Below are 18,253 nucleotides of genomic sequence, written 5' to 3' on the forward strand. Positions count from 1 at the left end.
GTTTTTCCTCCTAATATTTTTATAAATTTTCTTTTATCGAAATAGCAATATTTTCTGGCACAACTTCCATCAGTTCCTCCAATGTTGCATTTCGTATATTTTTTATCAATCCAAATTTTTTTATTAATTCCTTTTTACGCTTTGGTCCAACTCCTGCAATATCGTCCAATGCACTTTTTACATTTCGTTTGCTTCGTAATTTTCTATGGCGAGTAATTCCAAACCTATGGGCTTCATCCCGTAATCTTTGCAAAATTTTCAATGTTTCGTCTGTCTTTTCAAATAAATAAGGTTCGCTTTCATAACTTTTAAAAATTTCCTCTTCCCTTTTTGCGATCCCAATTACATCGGTATGTTCTATTTTCCCAAGTTTTTCCAGCACATCTACAGCTACACCAAGCTGTCCTTTTCCACCATCAATTAGAATCAAGTTCGGCATTTGATCATTTTCCATTTTGGAATACCTTCGTGTCAATGCTTCCCGCATCATTAAAAAATCATCAGGCGTGTCTTTTACGGTAATCTTAAAATGTCTATATTCCTTTGGCGTTGTTTCTCCATCAAGTGCCACCGTCATAGCCGCAACCGCATCTTTTCCTTGAATATTTGAAATATCAAAACATTCAATTCGGTAAGGCAAACTTTTCAATCGCAATTCTTTTTTTAAATTACGCAATCCTTCCTGAACCATACGACGTTTTCTGTAGTATTTATCCACTTCTTCACGCAGATTTAAATACCCCATTTCTAATAGCTGCAATCTTCGGCTATTTATTTTTGGAAAATGAAATTTTATTTCCCTATGTTTTTCAATTTTTGCCCATTCTTTTATTAAAAGTTCGCTTGACATAAATCTCTCATCACAAATAATATGCTTTGGAATATTCCTTTTTTCATAGTACGAAGTAATTAATCGCTCGAACAGATTCTCTTCCTGACTTCTCTCCATCGAAATTATTGTATGGTTTTTATTAATAACCTTCCCTTCCCGAATATTCAGCACACACAAAAACACATTTTCTCTTTTTTCCTCGAACACAAAAACATCTTCGTCAATTTCCTTACTGTATTCAATAATTTGAGTTTCCAACATTTTTTTCATCACAGCCAGTTTTTCACGTTCAGTAATCGCACGCTCAAATTCCATTTCATCACTAAACTTTTTCATTCGGCTTTCCAGCATTTCAATAACTTTGTCAGAATGCCCCTTCAAAAAATTTTTAAAATTTTTGACATTTGTGCTGTATTCATCTTGAATATCCTTGTATTTACAGGGTGCAGGACAAGTTTTCATATAATATTTTAAGCAGGGTTTTGTAATTTTGTCCATATTTCGATTGCAGTCCCGTACTGGAAATATCTTAATAAGCGACTTCATCGCAAAAAATATTCCCATCGGATAAGGCCCAAAATATTCTGCATTTTCATTTAATTTTTTCGTACTTCTCACAATTTCCACTTTAGGAAATTTTTCTTTTGTAAATTTTATATATGGGTAAGTTTTTTCATCTTTTAATAAAATATTATATTTTGGCTTATTCTTCTTTATAAGATTATTTTCTAGAATAAGTGCCTCAACTTCTGATTTACAGATAAAAAACTCAATATCTCTAATATTTTTCACCAATTCCAGAGTCTTCTGATTATGCGAATTTACATTTACAAAATAAGATTTTACCCTATTTTGCAAATTTTTCGCTTTCCCAACATAAATAATCTTTCCTCGTGCATTTTTCATCAGATAAACTCCAGGATGAGTGGGAATATCCTTATATTTAATTGGTGATTTTATTTCTTCTTCCATTTTGTCTTTTTATACCTCCGTTTTATCACCTATTTCCCTATGGAATTTTGTTATCTTATATTCTAGACTCTCAGATAAATCCTTACATAGCATATTTACAAAGGTTGCAGATCTATGCTGACCTCCTGAACACCCTATTCCTATACGCAAATGAGATTTTCCGTCCTTTTCATACTTTGGTATCAAATATTTAAGCATATCAAGAAGCATTTTATAAAATTCCTGACTTTCTGGAAGTCCCATTACATAATCCTGTACATCTTTATGATTACCCGTTTTACGCTTTAAGTCTTGAATATAATAGGGATTTGGCAAAAATCTCAGGTCAAACATCAAATGCAAATCCAGCGGGATTCCGTTCTTAAAACCAAAAGAAGCTAGATTTACACTTAATTTTGCTTTTTTCCCTGAATATTCCTTTTCCAGTATTTTCTGAAGTTCCTTTACAGACGTTTTAGTAGTGTCTATTACCAAATCTGCCTTTAACATAAAGTCCTTAATTATTTTTCTTTCAGCCTCTATATTTTCAAGCAGTGTATCATATAAATTTAAAGGGTGTTTTCTTCTGGAAAGCTCATACCTGCTAAGAAGTACATTTGTTCTTGCATCAAGATATATGATTTCATAGTCTATTCCATTTTTATCCAAAATCTCAAGCTGTTTTAAAAACTGCTCTATAAATTCCTGATTTCTTATATCTATCGCAACCGCAACTTTATTTCTTTTTTTGTTGCTCAAAAATATCTCATTTAGATACTGAAACAGACTTATCGGAAAATTGTCAATACAGAAATATTCCCTGTCCTCAAAAAAATTCATTGTTTCCGATTTTCCTGCACCACTCATTCCTGTTATTATAACAAGTTCTTTTTTTTCTCCTTCTTCTTCCATTATCATCTTGCTCCCTCATGTTTTATTTTTGTCTCATTTTTTAATATTTTTCTTTGTTAATTATACCATAATTTTCTCATTTAGATAAACTATTTTTAAAATATTTTAGTAATAATTATTTTACTGCTTTATTTTTTCATCTATTGTTTAAATGCCTATTCTAAGTACTTTAAAAGCCTCATGTGATAATATTATTTTATAATAAAACTACTTTAAAACAGAATTCAAAGGCTATGATTTACTCAAACCCTGAGTTTGTATAATTTTTGATAGTTTAGTTTTAAATAGTTTCGGGTATAATTTAAAATTGGAGGAATATAATATGAAAAAATCTATTAATTTTATAATTTTAGGAGTTATCCTTTTTGTAATTATCATTATTGCTTACATATTTACACAAAATAAAACAGAAATTCCAAAAGATACTATAATTTCTGCTGTTAAATCACAATTTCCAATCGAAAAATCAATGTATACACTTGGAGATATGAAACTTTCCAACCCTACAGTCTACTTTGAAAATGATAAACTTATAATTGATGCTGATTACGAATTTAAAGACAGAGCTACTTCTGAACTGACTACTGGAAAAGCCAAATTTGAAAGTGAATTAGAATATAAAAATTCAAAGCTTTATCTTTGGAATTTTAATTTAAAAAAATTAATAACAAAAGATAGAAAAGATACCAAGCCAGACAAATACGCCCTTACTCTTATAAGTACCATATCCTACGAACTACAATACAAAAAGCCTTTGCTCTACTTAGGAAGCAACAAAAAATTTAATTCTATAAAAAGTGTTAAAATCAAAAATAACAAAGTTTTAGGAGAGAAATAGAAAATCTGTTTCTCTTTTTTTCAGGAAATAAAAATAAGACTGCCTAGATTTTGTATTTTTAAGGAGTCTTATAAATTTATTTAGTTTTTTGCTTTCTGATTCTAGTCAAGATCACCTTTTAAGAATGATTTTGATTTTTATAGCTCTTCATTTAATTTTTTTAAGCTACGGAAAGTTGTATCCATGCTTTTCAAAATTTCCTGATACACTTCGTATTTTTTTATATATTTTTTATGCTCTTCCTGATCTGGTTCGTATCTGTCTTTTATTCTGACCATTTTTCTTACAGCGTCTTCTAATGAATCTCCTGTTATAGCTTGCTGGCTTGCAATCGCTCCACCAAGTCCCCCTAATTCACTTCCTTGCAAAGTTTCAACTGGAATATTCAAAATATCTGAAAAAATTTGACACCATTGCTTTGAGTTAGTTCCACCACCTGAAATACGGATTACTTGAGGTCTTTTCCCTAAACTTTTCTCCAATTTATCCAAATGCTGCTTATGAGAAAATACAATTCCTTCATAAACAGATCGAATCATTTCCAATTTTGTAGTTGTCGCTGTAAGTCCTAAAAAGCATGATGGAGCTTCAGTGTGAGTATTACTTCCGTACAGGAATGGCAAAAATATAACTTTACTGTAAGAAGCTGTCGTATCCTTTAAAAAAACTTCAAGTCCTGTGTAAATACTCTCAGTTTCTTTTAAACTGGACATTTCTTCCGACATTAGCATCTTTAAAATAATATCTAAATTTCCAGCAGAAGTTGGGCTTGACTCTTCTACTAAAAAATCCCTATTTGGAAAATACGAGTTCATTTGACCACTTTCATAGCCTGCAGGTATTTTTGACGGATAAGTGTTTATATTCCAAGTTCCCACAATAACGCTAAATGCAGAACTGTCCAGAACTCCAGAGCCTATCGCACAGGCATCAATATCAAACAGTCCTCCAGCAACAGGCGTACCTTCCAGAAGTCCTGTAATTTCAGAAACCTCTTTTGTAATTCCTCCGACAATTTCCTTGTAATCAACCAATGGCGGCAATGCCTCTTTCATTTCAGGTATTCCAAAAAATTCTAGAATTTCATCATCATAAGTTCCTGTTTCAAAATTAATCCAATGATTTCCTGAAGCATCTCCATATTCCTGATTCACTTTTCCAGTGAGTTTAAAACGCACGTAATCTTTTGCTGATAAAATTGCTCCTATATTATTGTAGGATTGGGGTTCATTTTCTTTTAACCAATGCAGCAATACTGGACTTTGAACTCCAAAAACATGCTGCCTTGTCTTATTCCACAATTTTTTTATTTCATTTTCAAATTTATTTGCCAGCTCTCCTGCTCTTCCATCTGTGGATAAAATACCGTTTATAAATTCCTTGCGATTCTTATCCAGCACATAAAGTCCTTTTCCATGACCGACACAGGCAACTGCAGTAATGTCTTTCCCTGTCAAATTTGATTTTTTTAAAGCTTTTTTTATTGAATCATAAATTGCATCTGAAGTTTCTTTTAAATCAACTTCCCTGTAACCTGGTTTTATTTCCTTCCTCATTGTATGAAACGAAGAAACTCCAATTTCATCTCCATTTTCATTAAAAATAATAGCTTTTGTATTTGTTCCCCCATAATCTACACTCAAAAAATATTTCATAAATTATTCTCCTTTTTTAAAAAATTAATATTAAGAAATACAAGAAACAAAAGTCCCTTGTATTTCAAATTAAATATTTTAAAGTTTCTTAAAGATTTATTTCTATTCCTTCAGTCGCAGGGTCAACAGACTCTTTTATAGCTTTTACAGCTTCAGGTTTAAAATATACTTTCTGAGCATTGTTGTAAAAAACGTCTTCCAATTCTTCCTTTGTAAAAATATCTACATTTTCAAGCCAAGTTGCTAATTCATTATAAGTATTAAATGTAGCAGACCAAGGTGAATCTGTTCCCCAAATAAGTCGTTTTGCTCCCAAAATTTCTTTTGCTATAGTTACATTTTTGTATGAATTTGGAAATGGATAGTCTTCAGGTCTGTCTATATCTTGAATAGCTGATAAATCACTATATATATTAGGGTATTCCTTCCACATGCTAAGGTCAGCTTTCAGTCTTTCTGGAGTCGCCGCGTGCGGGAATGACAAATGACAAACTACAAAATCAATATTAGGATAAAGTTTTGCAAGATTTGCAATTGCTTGCGGCTGATGGCTTATTTGATCCCAGTTACCGTAGTCCACTGTAACAACAAATCCAGGATAATTTGCCAAATAGTTAAATAATCTTGTCACAAATGGATCTGCATCAAGTCTAAATGGATTTGTGTTTCTATATCCATGAATTCCCCCATCTTCACTTATTTCAAATTTTATTGCTCTAAATCCCAAGACTTCCACATATCTCTGAGCAATTTCAAGAGCTTCCTTAGCGTAAGGGTCTACTGAAAATGCCCCAATAAATCTTTCAGGATATTTTTTTATTGCAAGATAAGTGTAATAATTTTGGTATCCGTGTAAATGTCCTTGTAAAAGTACAGATTTTTCAATACCATTTTCATCCATTAATCTCAAAAATGATTCTGCTGTAAACTCTGTATCTCCATAACCTTCAGGAAATAATTGAGTCACATCTCCATCATCCCAAATTACTTTTCCATTACCAAGCGGAGTCATTCTTCCTTTTTTATTAAATCCAGCAACTGCTTTTACAATGTGTGCATGTGCATCTATTTTTTTCATATCCTTCTCCTTTAATTATAATTCAATTTTTATAATTTAATTTTGTTCCATAAATATTTTTTCCTTGCTTCCCTCAAATCCACTATTCTTATCAGCCATTTTTTTCAAGTAGGCGTATATGCTTTCCCGTTTTGTTCTTAAGAAGAATAATCCCACTAAGTATACAATTATTGTAATTCCAATAAATATAGGATTCCCTGAAATCCAAGCAAAGAAAATTAGTGCATTTAACGGTCTGGCTGTCAAGTTAAAACTTGCTATTAATGCCGCCCCCGCAGGCAGAGCTTTTGCCGCAATTGCCGCGCTCGTATAATATGGTGCTATAAAGCTGCTTGCATAAAGTCCCAAGCTCAGCCAAATTATTCCATTTAATATTGTTTTTAAAATATTTCCTTTAGTTACTGCTATCATCGCTTCAATTATAAAAGGAATTGCAATCAAATCAACCATTGGCAATGTTTTGTTTCCTGGCAAAACAAAGGACAATATTGCCATAACAGGAATTAACAGTACTCCTGCGATAATTGTTGCAGGTTCTCCAAATCCCACTCCATCATCAACAGCAATAAACCATCTTTTTTTATCAGTTTCACGTTCATTTGAAGCATCTTGCTTTTTATTTTTTTCAACTGCTTCTGCAAGCGGCCCAAATGCTCTTGCAAATACTCCTGTAATCAATGGAAATATTGTCATAACAGCTGATAATGCAACAGCAAATCCTAAAATTTGTCCCCAGGCAGTCAAAGTTCCTAATGATTTAATATTCCCGAAAATTCCCATAATAAGTCCTAAAATTGCTCCAAGCATTGTTGGTTCTCCAAAAACTCCCAATTTTGTCTTTAATGTTTCTGGATTTAATTTTGATTTGTGAAGTCCCAGCAAATTCCATAGAGGATCTAAAATAATCGCCGGAACTAATGATTCTACATTATGAATCGAATTAATGGTTGCATTTTTAACTCCATAATATTCAGACCATCTGTCAGCAACTGTTTCTGATAAAAGCAGCGAGTAAAGTAACATAAAAATCATAAACGCAAATGATAACGCAAAATTCTGAGTAAATTGATAAGCCATTGCTCCCCAAATCATGTATCCAAAATTATTCCATAAATTTGACGGAACAAACACACGAGTTACTCCTATTACAAATAACAGAATTTCAATTAATAATCCAAATACAAAAAATGAAAGTCCAATAGTTGTTGAAAATGACAGTTTAGAACCCATTTGCCAGCCCATATCCACCACTTCCAGCTTTAATCCTGTAGCTTTTACCATTTGATCAACTAACTGAGTTACTGCTGGCGCAAAACTTCCTATTACCCATCCAAATCCTGTAAGACCAATACCTGCATAAAGTCCGCTCATAATAGATTTTTTAACTTGTACTCCAAGTGCTACACTTACTACAAAAATCATTATAGGTACAACTACTGCCGGTCCTAGCGTATTAAATATATCACTAAATACTTTTAACATAATTTTCTCCTTAAAATTTTTATTTTAATTTTTTACGGATTTACTACATTTCTTGCATTTCCCGCAAAAAATTCAATAATGTTGTCAGCCGCTTCTTTTGCCAAAGTTATTCTTCCTTCAATAGTCCCTGTTCCAGCGTGAGGCGCCATAATTACACTGTCTAAGGCTCTCAATTCTTCTGAAACTTTGGGTTCAAACTCAAACACGTCAAGCCCTGCTCCAGCAATCTCTCCTGTTTTCAGTGCTTCCACCAAATCAGCTTCCACCACAATTGGTCCACGAGCGGCATTTACAAGGTAGCTTCTATTTTTCATTTTTTTGAATGCTTCTTTATTAAATTTACCTTTTGTAGCAGGTAATCCAGGCGCATGGATTGTTATTACATCAGAATTTGCCAATAACTCGTCAAACTCAACATATTTTACATTTAATTCTTTTTCCTTCTCTTCATCAAGTCTAAAAGTATCGTGATACAAAACTTTCATGCCAAAACTTTGAGCCAATTTTGCAACTGTTTGTCCAATTCTTCCAAATCCATAAACTCCTAAAGTTGCTCCTTCCAATGATAATCCTTGATATTTTCTTTCACTTGGGTCGATCCAATTTCCATCTCTTACGATTTTATCGTAAAATGCCAATCTTTTTGCTGCGGCCAGCAACAGTGCAAAAGTCATTTCCGCTGTAGGAACTCTCACTGCCTGTGGTGAATTTGAAACTACAATTCCCTTGCTTTTTGCAAATTCAATATCAACATGGTCAAACCCTACCGCATTTAAAGAAATTAATTTTAAATTTTCTCCAGCTTCTATAAGCTCTTTATCCGCTTTTTGCCCCATCAATAAAAGTGCATCATATTTATGAAGATTTTCCAGCACATATTCTCTAGTGAAAGGTTCTTCTGAATAAGTCACATCAAATTTTTCCATTAATTCTGTAAGTCCTTCTTTTGGTACAATCCCTGTTACTAATACTTTTTCTTTTGCCATTTGATACCTCCTGTATTTTTATTTATCACTAAAATTTTAAATTTCTGAAATCTCATAAAGCGTCACTTTATGATTTCCATTATTTGCCGAAAATACATATGCTTTTCCAGTTTTTTCAAAGGCTATTGCATTACTTGACGCACATTTTTCTTCAATTATATTTTGAACAAATTTTCCATTTTCATAACTAAATAGCGACAAATCAGCTTTTCCACTTCTAAAACCATACAAAAACACATTTTTTCCGAATAATTTTCCACCCCAAATAGCATGTCCAAACTCTGTTGGTTCTGGATATTTATATAATTCCTTTGAAAAATCTTCATTAAAAACTCTAAGCGTATCTCCATGAAATCCTTGAATTATAACATTTTCCTTTTGAGAGTCGCCATCTAAATCAACTTGAACGACATCACTCGTTTCTTCACCAAAAATTATATCAAGTCTCCAGTCTTCTGTGTCTGAATACTCAGGATAAGTTAATTTCACAATTCCTTCCACAGCTGTAATAAGTGAGTATCCTTCTTTTTGAACTTCATAATATCCATGATTTTTTAACAATCTTAACGGCAATTCTTTCAAATTTATTAATTCTGCACTACCTAAATCAAATTCGCCAACAAAAATTTTACCTTTATCAGACCAATCTTCGACAAATTTTTTAGAATTTGCAATCGTACAACCAACAAATAATATTTTTCCATCTTTTTGTTTTATCAAATCAAACCTATGCAAATACGGAAAATCTGCAATTTTTTTGACTTCCCATTTTTCATCTTTATATTTTCCATAAACAATTTGACATTCTTTTGAATTGAAACCTGGATAAAATTTTTGAGTTGCCAAGAAATCCAACGTACCTGGAACTTGAATAATGCTCATTGTTCCACCTACAGTATCCCAGACAACTTTTTTTGAAAAATTATCATTTACATCATAAGCAAGACAAGAATTTTCAACTTCTGATGCCACCAGCAAATAATCTTTATCATCTTTTTGAATACGATTAACTGCATAGCATGATGGTAATTCATCCGAAAAAACCTTTTTTACATTCACTTTTTTCCCTCCTTTCCAAAAAATTATTACTTTAAAACAAAAGCTTTTTTAATTTAATAATAACTTAGACATATCTAAGCAAAACTTGAAATAATAATAGACTTGTTCTGCATCTTTATATTTTTTATCTCTAATAAGATGTCTCAATCTCTTTAGAACAATATTTATCTCAATTGTATTTTCAAATTTAATATCATTATCAAACAGGTCTAATAAAGACTAAAATTATTTCAATTAAAAATAAAAAAATTAAAGTTCCTTTAATGGTACTTTAAAGACAAGTTTTTTTATTTTCTTTGATTCCTTCACTTTTAATCCTGGCATATGCACATCATTTGGATACAGAATTAAAATGTCTCCCTCTTTTAACAGAACATTAAATAAAACATTACCTGAGTAAATAACTAAATCTTTTTCTTCTTCTGTTTTCTCAACTTTCATATTATTTGAAGTGTTAAATGCCACATATTCCTCTCCACAAAGCATTATTTGCACATCCAAATTTTTTAGATGAGTTTCCATGATTTTATCTTCCGCTGTACCTGTTTCGTAGGTATTTACATGCATTTTTATGCCTAATTCAATATCATACGCTCCACCATCAAGTTTTTTTAGTTCCTCTAAATTTTTATTTGTATATTCAATACATTCCTGAACTTTTTTAGCAATATTTTTATTTTGCAAAGTATCTTTTAAATTCGTATATATCATTTTGACCTCCAAGATATTTCTCTTTTATCTACTATTCTCTATTACACTACTAGAAGTATAACTTGTTTTCTATTTTTGTCAAGATTCAAAAAATGAAATTATAACAAAAATTTTATTCAATTTTTTTATCTTTTCTTTTATCAATAATTTCGGTAATAGATATAATTTTATCACTTAAAATTTTAATTTCAAATAATAATGATAATTTCTAATTTTTAAGAGATGTTGATGTATTATTTTTACTAGGTGTTTCTTCTTTTATATATTACTTTAACATCTCAAATTATAAAAAAATTATTAAAAAATATTTGACTTTTTTAAATTTATGAGGTATATATTATTATGTGAACATATTCACATATATTAATATGAATTTTTAAAATAGAAAGGAATAGTATAATGAAAGCAGTAGTAGTTAATCAAGAAGGAACTGGAATAGAAGTTGTAGAAAAAGAATTAAGAGGACTAAAAGCAGGAGAAGCGTTAGTTGATGTGGAATATTGCGGTGTTTGCCATACTGATTTACATGTGGCTCATGGAGATTTTGGAAAAGTTCCTGGAAGAGTTTTGGGACATGAAGGAATTGGAATTGTAAGAGAAGTTGCTGATGGTGTAACATCACTAAAACCTGGAGATAGAGTAAGTATTGCTTGGTTTTTTGAAGGGTGCGGAAGATGCGAATACTGTATCAATGGGCAAGAAACTTTGTGTAGAGATGTAATAAACGCAGGATATTCTGCTGATGGAGGAATGGCTGAACAATGTATAGTTACAGCTGATTATGCAGTAAAAGTTCCAGAAGGACTGGATCCAGCTCAAGCAAGCAGTATTACTTGTGCAGGAGTTACAACTTATAAAGCAATAAAAGTTGGAAAACCGCAACCAGGACAATGGGTAGTAATTTACGGTGCAGGAGGATTAGGAAACTTGGCAGTTCAATATGCTAAAAAAGTATTTAATACTCATGTAATTGCCGTTGACATAAATGATGACAAATTAGCGCTTGCTAAAGAAGTTGGTGCTGACTATATTATAAATGGTAAAAAAGAAGACCCTGTTGCAAAAATTAAAGAATTAAGTGGAATTGGAGCTCATATTGCTGTAGTTACTGCTGTATCAAAAGTTGCATTTAACCAAGCTATTGATTCAGTAAGGGCAGCTGGAAAAGTTGTCGCAGTTGGACTTCCATCAGAAACTATGGACTTGCCAATCGTAAAAACAGTATTAGATGGTATCGAAGTAATCGGATCGCTTGTTGGAACAAGGGAAGACTTAAGAGAAGCATTCCAATTTGGAGCAGAAGGATTGGTTGTGCCAGTAGTTCAAACAAGAAATATCCACGAAGCTCCTGAAATTTTTAAAGAAATGGAAGAAGGAACAATTCAAGGACGTATGGTTATTGATATGAAACATTCTTGCGGATGTGGACATAAACATTAATTTGTTTAATTAAATTTATCTAAAATAAGCAAAGAAATGTAATTAACTTAACTGTTAGTTACATTTTTTATTTTAAAAAGCTTCTACTATAGATGAAGAAATATAGGAGACTCTTAAATAAAAATATTCAACTGTTAAAAATTGACAATATATTTTTAGTAACACTAGTTTATAAAAAGGGAAAAATTTAAAGATAAAGATCTAAAATAATAGTTCATATTTGTAATATGTAGATTATTATGGTATACTACATTTAAATCTATTTAATTTAAAATTTTAATACAAAATGAGAAATTATGGAGGTGTTCACAATGGGATTTCATGAGATTAAAATTCAGGATTTTGATTTAAATCCTTTTACAAGTACAGGTAAAGACTGGAGTCTTGTCACGGCGGGAGATGAGAACGGGATAAATACAATGACTGTCACGTGGGGAATGATGGGATACCTTTGGCGTGGTCCTGTTATTTCAGTTTATATAAGACCTACAAGATATACTAAAAAATTTGTAGACGAGCAAAATTGTTTTTCTTTAAGTTTTTTTAATGGTTATAAAAAGGAACTTCATGTACTTGGATTAAAATCAGGAAGAGATGTAGACAAAATCGCAGAAGTTGGATTTAATCCAATATTCTTAGATGGTGTGCCTGCATTTGAAGAAGCAAAATTAGTTATTGTAGCCGAAAAATTATATATAGATGATATAAAACCTGAAAACTTCATAGATAAGAACATACCTGAAAAACTATACACAAAGGAAGAGCCTCATATAGTTTATACAGGAAGGGTAAAGAAAATATACGTAAAAGACTGATTTTTATTATCTGCATAAATAATTACAATTAAAGGGAAACTCTTAAATTGAGTCCCTTTTTTTATTAAAAGAATTTTCTTAGAAATTTATTGACAATCATTAGTTTGTCTGATAAAATTTTATGGGCATAAAGTTCATTTTTTTAGAAATTTATGCTAATTTTCTATTTTATGGAGGTGAATGTTTTGAACGAGGAAGTCCCGAGTAAGAAACTGAAGAATTTAGATTTTACAAATGTATGCAATGGATAAGGGGAATATCTTCGTTACTGTTATTCTTCTTATTTTGAAATTGTATAAAATGAAAAAGTATAAAAGGAAGGAGATAACAGTGGAAAACAACACTATTCAAACACTTATAGATGAAAAAAAGTATTTTGAAATTAGAAAATATTTGAACGAATTAAATACTGTTGAGGTTTCGGAACTGTTAAATCAGTTTGAATCTTCTGAATTAATAATGATTTTTAGATTACTTTCTAAAAATAGGGCGGCAGATGTATTTTCATATTTGGATACAGAGCATCAGGAAATGATTATTAATACTATGACTGATGTGGAAACTAAAAATATATTTGATGAACTTTATTTTGATGATATTGTCGATATTATCGAGGAAATGCCATCAAATGTAGTAAAAAAGATTTTAAAAAATACTGATGCAAAAGATAGACATACAATAAATCTTTTGTTAAAATATCCTGATAATTCAGCTGGAAGCATTATGACAACAGAATATATGGATTTGAAAAAGGATATGAAAGTATCTCAAGCAATTGACAAAATTAGAGATACTGTGGAAGATATGGAAAATGTATATACTTGTTATGTAATTAGTGAAGACAGGAAATTAGAAGGAGTAATTTCCTTAAAGGAATTAATTACAAACGAAGATGATACAGTTGTGGGGAATATCATGAACTGTAATTTTGTAAGTGTTCATACAAATGATGACCAGGAAAATGTTGCTGAAATAATTAAAAAATATAATTTGATTGTACTTCCAGTTACAGATATAGAAAATAGACTTCTTGGAATAATTACGATTGACGATATAATGGACGTTGTTGAGCAAGAGGCAACAGAAGATTTCCACAAAATGGCGGGAATTTCACCAGTTGAGGAATCATATCTTAAGACAAGTGCTTTTACGATGGCAAGACAGAGAATTAGCTGGCTCATTGTACTTATGATTTCTGCAACTTTTACAGGAAGAATTATAAAAAGTTATGAAGATGTATTGCAGTCAGTAGTTATTCTATCTTCATTCATCCCAATGCTAATGGATACGGGAGGAAATGCTGGAGCTCAATCTTCTACAATTGTTATTCGTGCTTTAGCATTAGGTGAAGTAAATCCAAGAGACACTTTTAAAATATTAAAAAAAGAATTTTCTATTTCGTTTATTGTGGCAGTCGTTCTAGCGGGAATTAACTATTTACGACTTATAACTTTGACAAAAACTCCTTTAAATGTAGCTTTGACTGTTTCAATTACCCTCATTTTTGTAGTTATGATTTCCAAAATAATAGGTGCATTTTTACCTATTGTTGCAAAAATATTTAAAATGGATCCCGCAATTATGGCAGGGCCTTTAATAACTACAATTTTAGATGCTTTGACTCTTTCTATCTATTTTAAATTTGCAACTATATTTTTGAGCAATATTATAAAGTAAGGAGGGAATAATGAAAGAATTAATTGAAACTCTTTTAAAAGAAAAAAAATATTTTGAAATAAAAAGTGAATTAAACAAATTAAACACAGTAGAAATTTCTGATATATTAAATCAGTTCAAATCGCCTGAACTTGTAATAATGATTTTTAGACTGTTAAAAAAAGATAAAGCGGCAGATGTATTTCCTTATTTGGATTCAGAACATCAGGAAATGATTATTCATACTTCAACAGATATTGAAACCCGTGAAATTTTTGATGAATTATATTTTGACGATATTGTTGATATTATTGAGGAAATGCCGTCAAATATTGTAAAAAAAATATTGAAAAACACTGATAAAAAAGATAGACATCTGATAAATCAGCTGTTAAAATATCCTGATAATTCGGCTGGAAGTATTATGACAACAGAGTATGTGGATTTACAAAAAAATATGACAGTCTCAGAAGCAATTGAAGAAATTAGAAAAACTGGAAAAGATAAAGAAAATATTTATACATGCTATGTTACTGGAGAAAAGGGAATACTGGAAGGTGTACTTTCTCTCAAGGAATTAATTGCCAAAAAAGATACTATCCAAATTGAAGATATTATGAACAAAAATTTTGTAAGTGTCAATACAAACGATGATCAGGAAATTGTAGCAGATTTATTTAAAAAATATGACTTTATTGTAATGCCAGTTGTGGATTATGAAAATAGGATTTTAGGTATTATTACCATAGATGATGTAATGGATGTCGTAGATCAGGAAGTTACGGAAGATTTTCATAAAATGGCAGGGATTACTTCCCCTACTGACGATTCTTATTTAAAGACAAATATTTTTACAATGGCAAGACAAAGAATCGGGTGGCTCGCCGTACTTATGATTTCTGATACAATTTCTGGAAATATTATTCAAGGTTATGAAAAAGTATTGGCAAAGTCCATAATTTTAACAGCTTTTATTCCAATGTTAATGTCAAGTGGAGGAAATGTTGGTTCTCAATCATCAACAGTTGTAATACGTTCATTGGCACTTGGAGAAATTTCTCCAAAATCTGCCTTTAAAGTTATAAAAAAGGAATTTTTTATCGGTATAATGGTTTCTATTGTCTTATCAGCCTTAAATTTCATAAGATTAATTACATTGGAAAAAACCGATCCGACAATCGCTCTTATTGTTTCATTAACTCTTATATTTACAATAATAATTTCAAAACTGGTAGGAGCATTGCTGCCACTTGGAGCTAAAATCGTAAAAACCGATCCAGCCGTTATGGCAACCCCTCTGATAACAACAATTTCAGATGCTGTAACACTTGTTATTTACTTTACTTTTGCAACAATGCTTTTAAAGAACCTTAAATAATATAAATCTAATGAAATACTGTCTATAAAATTATATAAACATAGTATAATGTAGAAAAAATTGAAGGAGAAATTTATGAAGGCAAAAATTTTAATTTTACTAAGCATGCTTTTATTTGTAGTAAGCTGTGGAACTCATCCTGCTCAAAAGGATTTTGAAGAAAAAATGAAAATAATCCAATCAGGAGATATGTCAAAATTTGGAAAAGCAGAAGGAAATGTCAGTACTATTTTAGAAAATTTTAGCAAAATATACGGCGAAGGAATGAAAAAAATAACTTACAAAGTCAATAAAGTCGAGTCAAAAGGAAACATTGCTACAATAAATGTTACTATAAAAGCTCCTAATTTATCTTCATATATAGGTGAACTTCAAACTAGGCTCTCTGAAAGAATGTCTAAATCTATGCCCAAAAATAACGAAGATTTACAAAAAGAAGTTATGCAAGTTGGAAAAGAATTCTTTAACGAGAAATTTAACAGCAAAGATTTAAAATATTTAGAAAAAACACTGGATGTAAAATATGTAAAAAATGGTAAAGACTGGGTAATTAGTGATGAAAATGAAGAATTTTTTAAAATAATTACTTTTGGAATTGCTAATTAAAATATGAATTTTCTTATTATTATAAGTACTCTAATTTTAACTAATTGGAGTATTTTTTTTTGAAAATAAGGAATTTCATTAATCTTTTTTTTTAATTTTTCATAAAAAAACCGCACCTCTTATCTTGTATTCAAGATTTTAGATGCAGTTCATTTCTCCTATTTTTTAAATTAATATTTTGTAATCAGATACTCAAATGCTCCTAGTGCCGCTTTTGCACCTTCTCCCATTGCGATAATTATTTGTTTTTGTCTAATGCTAGTAACATCTCCCGCAGCAAAGATTCCAGCCACAGAAGTTGAATTATTTTCAGGATTAATTACAATTTCCCCAATTTTATTTGTTTCAGCCAAGTCTTTTACAACTTCGCTTCTTGGCGACAATCCAATTTCCACAAACATGCCTTCTACATTCAATGTTTTTTCTTCATCAGTTTCTCTGCTTTTATAAACAATGCTTTCCACAAATTCATTTCCATTAACTCTAACTGTTGCAGAATTTAAAATCGTTTTTATATTTGGCTGCTCAGCCAGTTTTTCCTGCAGAACTTTATCTGCCTTTAATTCTGGCATAAATTCGATTAATGTAACTGATTTTGCAATTCCAGATAAATCAAGCGCTGCTTCCACACCTGAATTTCCCCCACCAATTACAGCCACATCTAATCCTTTATAAAAAGGTCCGTCACAAGTTGAGCAGTAATGCACCCCTTTTCCTACATACTCAGCTTCTCCAGGAATATTTAGACTTCTAGGTTTTGCCCCAGTTGCTACAATAACTGTTTTTGTTTTATAACTTTTTCCATCATCAGTTACCAAAATCTTATCTTTTCCATCTTCCTTGATCTCTTTTACCAAATGCCCTTCTTTAAACGCAATTTCATGTTCTTTTAAATGTTTTTCCAATGTTTCAGCAAATTTAGCTCCAGTTGTCAAAACAGTTCCGATAATATTCTCAATTTCATTTGTATCAAGAACCTGTCCACCAATCTTCACTCCAATCATTGCCACATTAAGTCCTTTTCTAGCCGCATAAATTGCTGCAGAGACAGCCGCAGGCCCAGAACCAACTACAGTTACATCGTAAAGCTTATTTTCATCAATTTTTACTAATTTCCCTTCATCTAAAGCACCAAGATTCAAGCTAAAATCCATTTTCCATACCTCCAAATTTAATTTTTATTTATTTTATAATAATTTATTTAATTTTGTAATCATTACAATTTATTTTAATATAATTTTCCAAAATTGTCAATATTTAAATTTTTAATTTAATAAATGTCATATTTATTTTATCAACAATTTCCAATATTTTCTTACCTATTAAAAAATTAAAAACAAAACCCACCAGTTATAAATAACCAGTGGGCAAAGGTAGGAGGAGATTAATTCAAGCCGACTATCTTTGATGGCTAAAAATTAAGAAAAGAATGATTATAGCCAATAAAACAGTCCAGTCTTGATTAATCATCTTGACCACCCCCAATCTATATGCTTTGTTGTCATTTAAGTTTGCGGAGCTTAATCGACAGAATATTATATCATAAAAAATACCCCCATTCAATTAAGAACGAGGGATTTTCCGCATTTTTTCTATAAGCATATAGATTGTTTTTTATTCAAAAGTATTATATCATTTTTCAAAAAAAAAATCAATATTAAAATTTTATATTTTTTATACAGGAATCATTTAGTCAATTTCTCAAATGTTTTTTTATACTTCTTCAAAACTTTAGAAGAAATTATTTCCAATTCCTTATCTTCTGCAATTTTTACTGATTTATTCTCAACTTTCTTTGTTAAATTTTTTAATTTTGTTTCCATATTACTCACCTCTTACAGAAGATAATATCAT

Annotated in this window: 16 protein-coding genes; 6 read left to right on the forward strand and 10 right to left on the reverse strand. The window is 30.8% G+C overall.

Features of this window, described 5'->3' with window-relative positions; all coding sequences use genetic code 11:
- Window positions 1–19: 19 nt before the first annotated feature.
- Both uvrC and rapZ read right to left on the reverse strand, forming a co-directional pair.
- Window positions 20–1,804, reverse strand: coding sequence for an excinuclease ABC subunit UvrC (gene uvrC, locus FVE77_RS09510; protein ID WP_036088216.1), 1,785 nt, complete (start codon window positions 1,802–1,804; stop codon window positions 20–22).
- A gap of 9 nt (window positions 1,805–1,813) precedes the next feature.
- Window positions 1,814–2,701 (reverse strand): RNase adapter RapZ, encoded by an 888-nt coding sequence (rapZ, locus tag FVE77_RS09515; protein ID WP_026746931.1) that lies wholly within the window; start codon window positions 2,699–2,701, stop codon window positions 1,814–1,816.
- Between the two features lie 316 nt (window positions 2,702–3,017).
- On the opposite strand from rapZ, the gene FVE77_RS09520 reads away from it, so the two are divergent.
- Window positions 3,018–3,533 carry a hypothetical protein gene (locus FVE77_RS09520; RefSeq protein ID WP_026746930.1) on the forward strand — a complete coding sequence of 172 codons (516 nt, stop codon included), beginning with the start codon at window positions 3,018–3,020 and terminating at the stop codon, window positions 3,531–3,533.
- A gap of 137 nt (window positions 3,534–3,670) precedes the next feature.
- Here the strand turns inward: FVE77_RS09520 and FVE77_RS09525 are convergent, their stop codons facing one another.
- From FVE77_RS09525 to FVE77_RS09550, 6 genes are all read right to left on the reverse strand, one after another.
- A complete protein-coding gene (locus tag FVE77_RS09525; RefSeq protein WP_026746929.1) occupies window positions 3,671–5,188 on the reverse strand; it encodes an FGGY-family carbohydrate kinase in 1,518 nt (505 codons plus the stop codon).
- An 88-nt stretch (window positions 5,189–5,276) separates the two neighbouring features.
- On the reverse strand, window positions 5,277–6,266 hold the full coding sequence (locus FVE77_RS09530; protein ID WP_026746928.1) for an amidohydrolase family protein: 990 nt from the start codon (window positions 6,264–6,266) through the stop codon (window positions 5,277–5,279).
- 36 nt (window positions 6,267–6,302) lie between these two features.
- Window positions 6,303–7,748 carry a PTS galactitol transporter subunit IIC gene (locus tag FVE77_RS09535; protein ID WP_026746927.1) on the reverse strand — a complete coding sequence of 482 codons (1,446 nt, stop codon included), beginning with the start codon at window positions 7,746–7,748 and terminating at the stop codon, window positions 6,303–6,305.
- Between the two features lie 32 nt (window positions 7,749–7,780).
- Window positions 7,781–8,734, reverse strand: coding sequence for an NAD(P)-dependent oxidoreductase (locus FVE77_RS09540; protein ID WP_026746926.1), 954 nt, complete (start codon window positions 8,732–8,734; stop codon window positions 7,781–7,783).
- 36 nt (window positions 8,735–8,770) lie between these two features.
- On the reverse strand, window positions 8,771–9,793 hold the full coding sequence (locus FVE77_RS09545) for a hypothetical protein (RefSeq protein WP_026746925.1): 1,023 nt from the start codon (window positions 9,791–9,793) through the stop codon (window positions 8,771–8,773).
- A 249-nt stretch (window positions 9,794–10,042) separates the two neighbouring features.
- A complete protein-coding gene (locus tag FVE77_RS09550; RefSeq protein WP_026746924.1) occupies window positions 10,043–10,504 on the reverse strand; it encodes a YhcH/YjgK/YiaL family protein in 462 nt (153 codons plus the stop codon).
- 399 nt (window positions 10,505–10,903) lie between these two features.
- Here FVE77_RS09550 and adhP point away from each other — a divergent pair, with 399 nt between their 5' ends.
- From adhP to FVE77_RS09575, 5 genes are all read left to right on the forward strand, one after another.
- Window positions 10,904–11,944, forward strand: a complete 1,041-nt coding sequence (gene adhP, locus FVE77_RS09555; RefSeq protein WP_026746923.1) for an alcohol dehydrogenase AdhP — start codon at window positions 10,904–10,906, stop codon at window positions 11,942–11,944.
- Window positions 11,945–12,255: 311 nt separating this feature from the next.
- Window positions 12,256–12,759, forward strand: coding sequence for a flavin reductase (locus FVE77_RS09560; RefSeq protein ID WP_026746922.1), 504 nt, complete (start codon window positions 12,256–12,258; stop codon window positions 12,757–12,759).
- 330 nt (window positions 12,760–13,089) lie between these two features.
- Window positions 13,090–14,436, forward strand: coding sequence for a magnesium transporter (mgtE, locus tag FVE77_RS09565; protein WP_026746921.1), 1,347 nt, complete (start codon window positions 13,090–13,092; stop codon window positions 14,434–14,436).
- A 10-nt stretch (window positions 14,437–14,446) separates the two neighbouring features.
- Window positions 14,447–15,793, forward strand: coding sequence for a magnesium transporter (gene mgtE, locus FVE77_RS09570; RefSeq protein WP_026746920.1), 1,347 nt, complete (start codon window positions 14,447–14,449; stop codon window positions 15,791–15,793).
- Window positions 15,794–15,868: 75 nt separating this feature from the next.
- Entirely contained in the window at window positions 15,869–16,399 is a 531-nt protein-coding gene (locus tag FVE77_RS09575; protein ID WP_006803375.1) for a hypothetical protein, read from the forward strand.
- A gap of 170 nt (window positions 16,400–16,569) precedes the next feature.
- Here the strand turns inward: FVE77_RS09575 and FVE77_RS09580 are convergent, their stop codons facing one another.
- Window positions 16,570–17,553 carry an FAD-dependent oxidoreductase gene (locus tag FVE77_RS09580; protein ID WP_051254525.1) on the reverse strand — a complete coding sequence of 328 codons (984 nt, stop codon included), beginning with the start codon at window positions 17,551–17,553 and terminating at the stop codon, window positions 16,570–16,572.
- A 531-nt stretch (window positions 17,554–18,084) separates the two neighbouring features.
- Window positions 18,085–18,222, reverse strand: a complete 138-nt coding sequence (locus FVE77_RS09585) for a hypothetical protein (RefSeq protein ID WP_197735411.1) — start codon at window positions 18,220–18,222, stop codon at window positions 18,085–18,087.
- Window positions 18,223–18,253: the final 31 nt, after the last annotated feature.

The sequence above is a fragment of the Leptotrichia hofstadii genome (assembly GCF_007990525.1).
GTDB lineage: Bacteria > Fusobacteriota > Fusobacteriia > Fusobacteriales > Leptotrichiaceae > Leptotrichia > Leptotrichia hofstadii.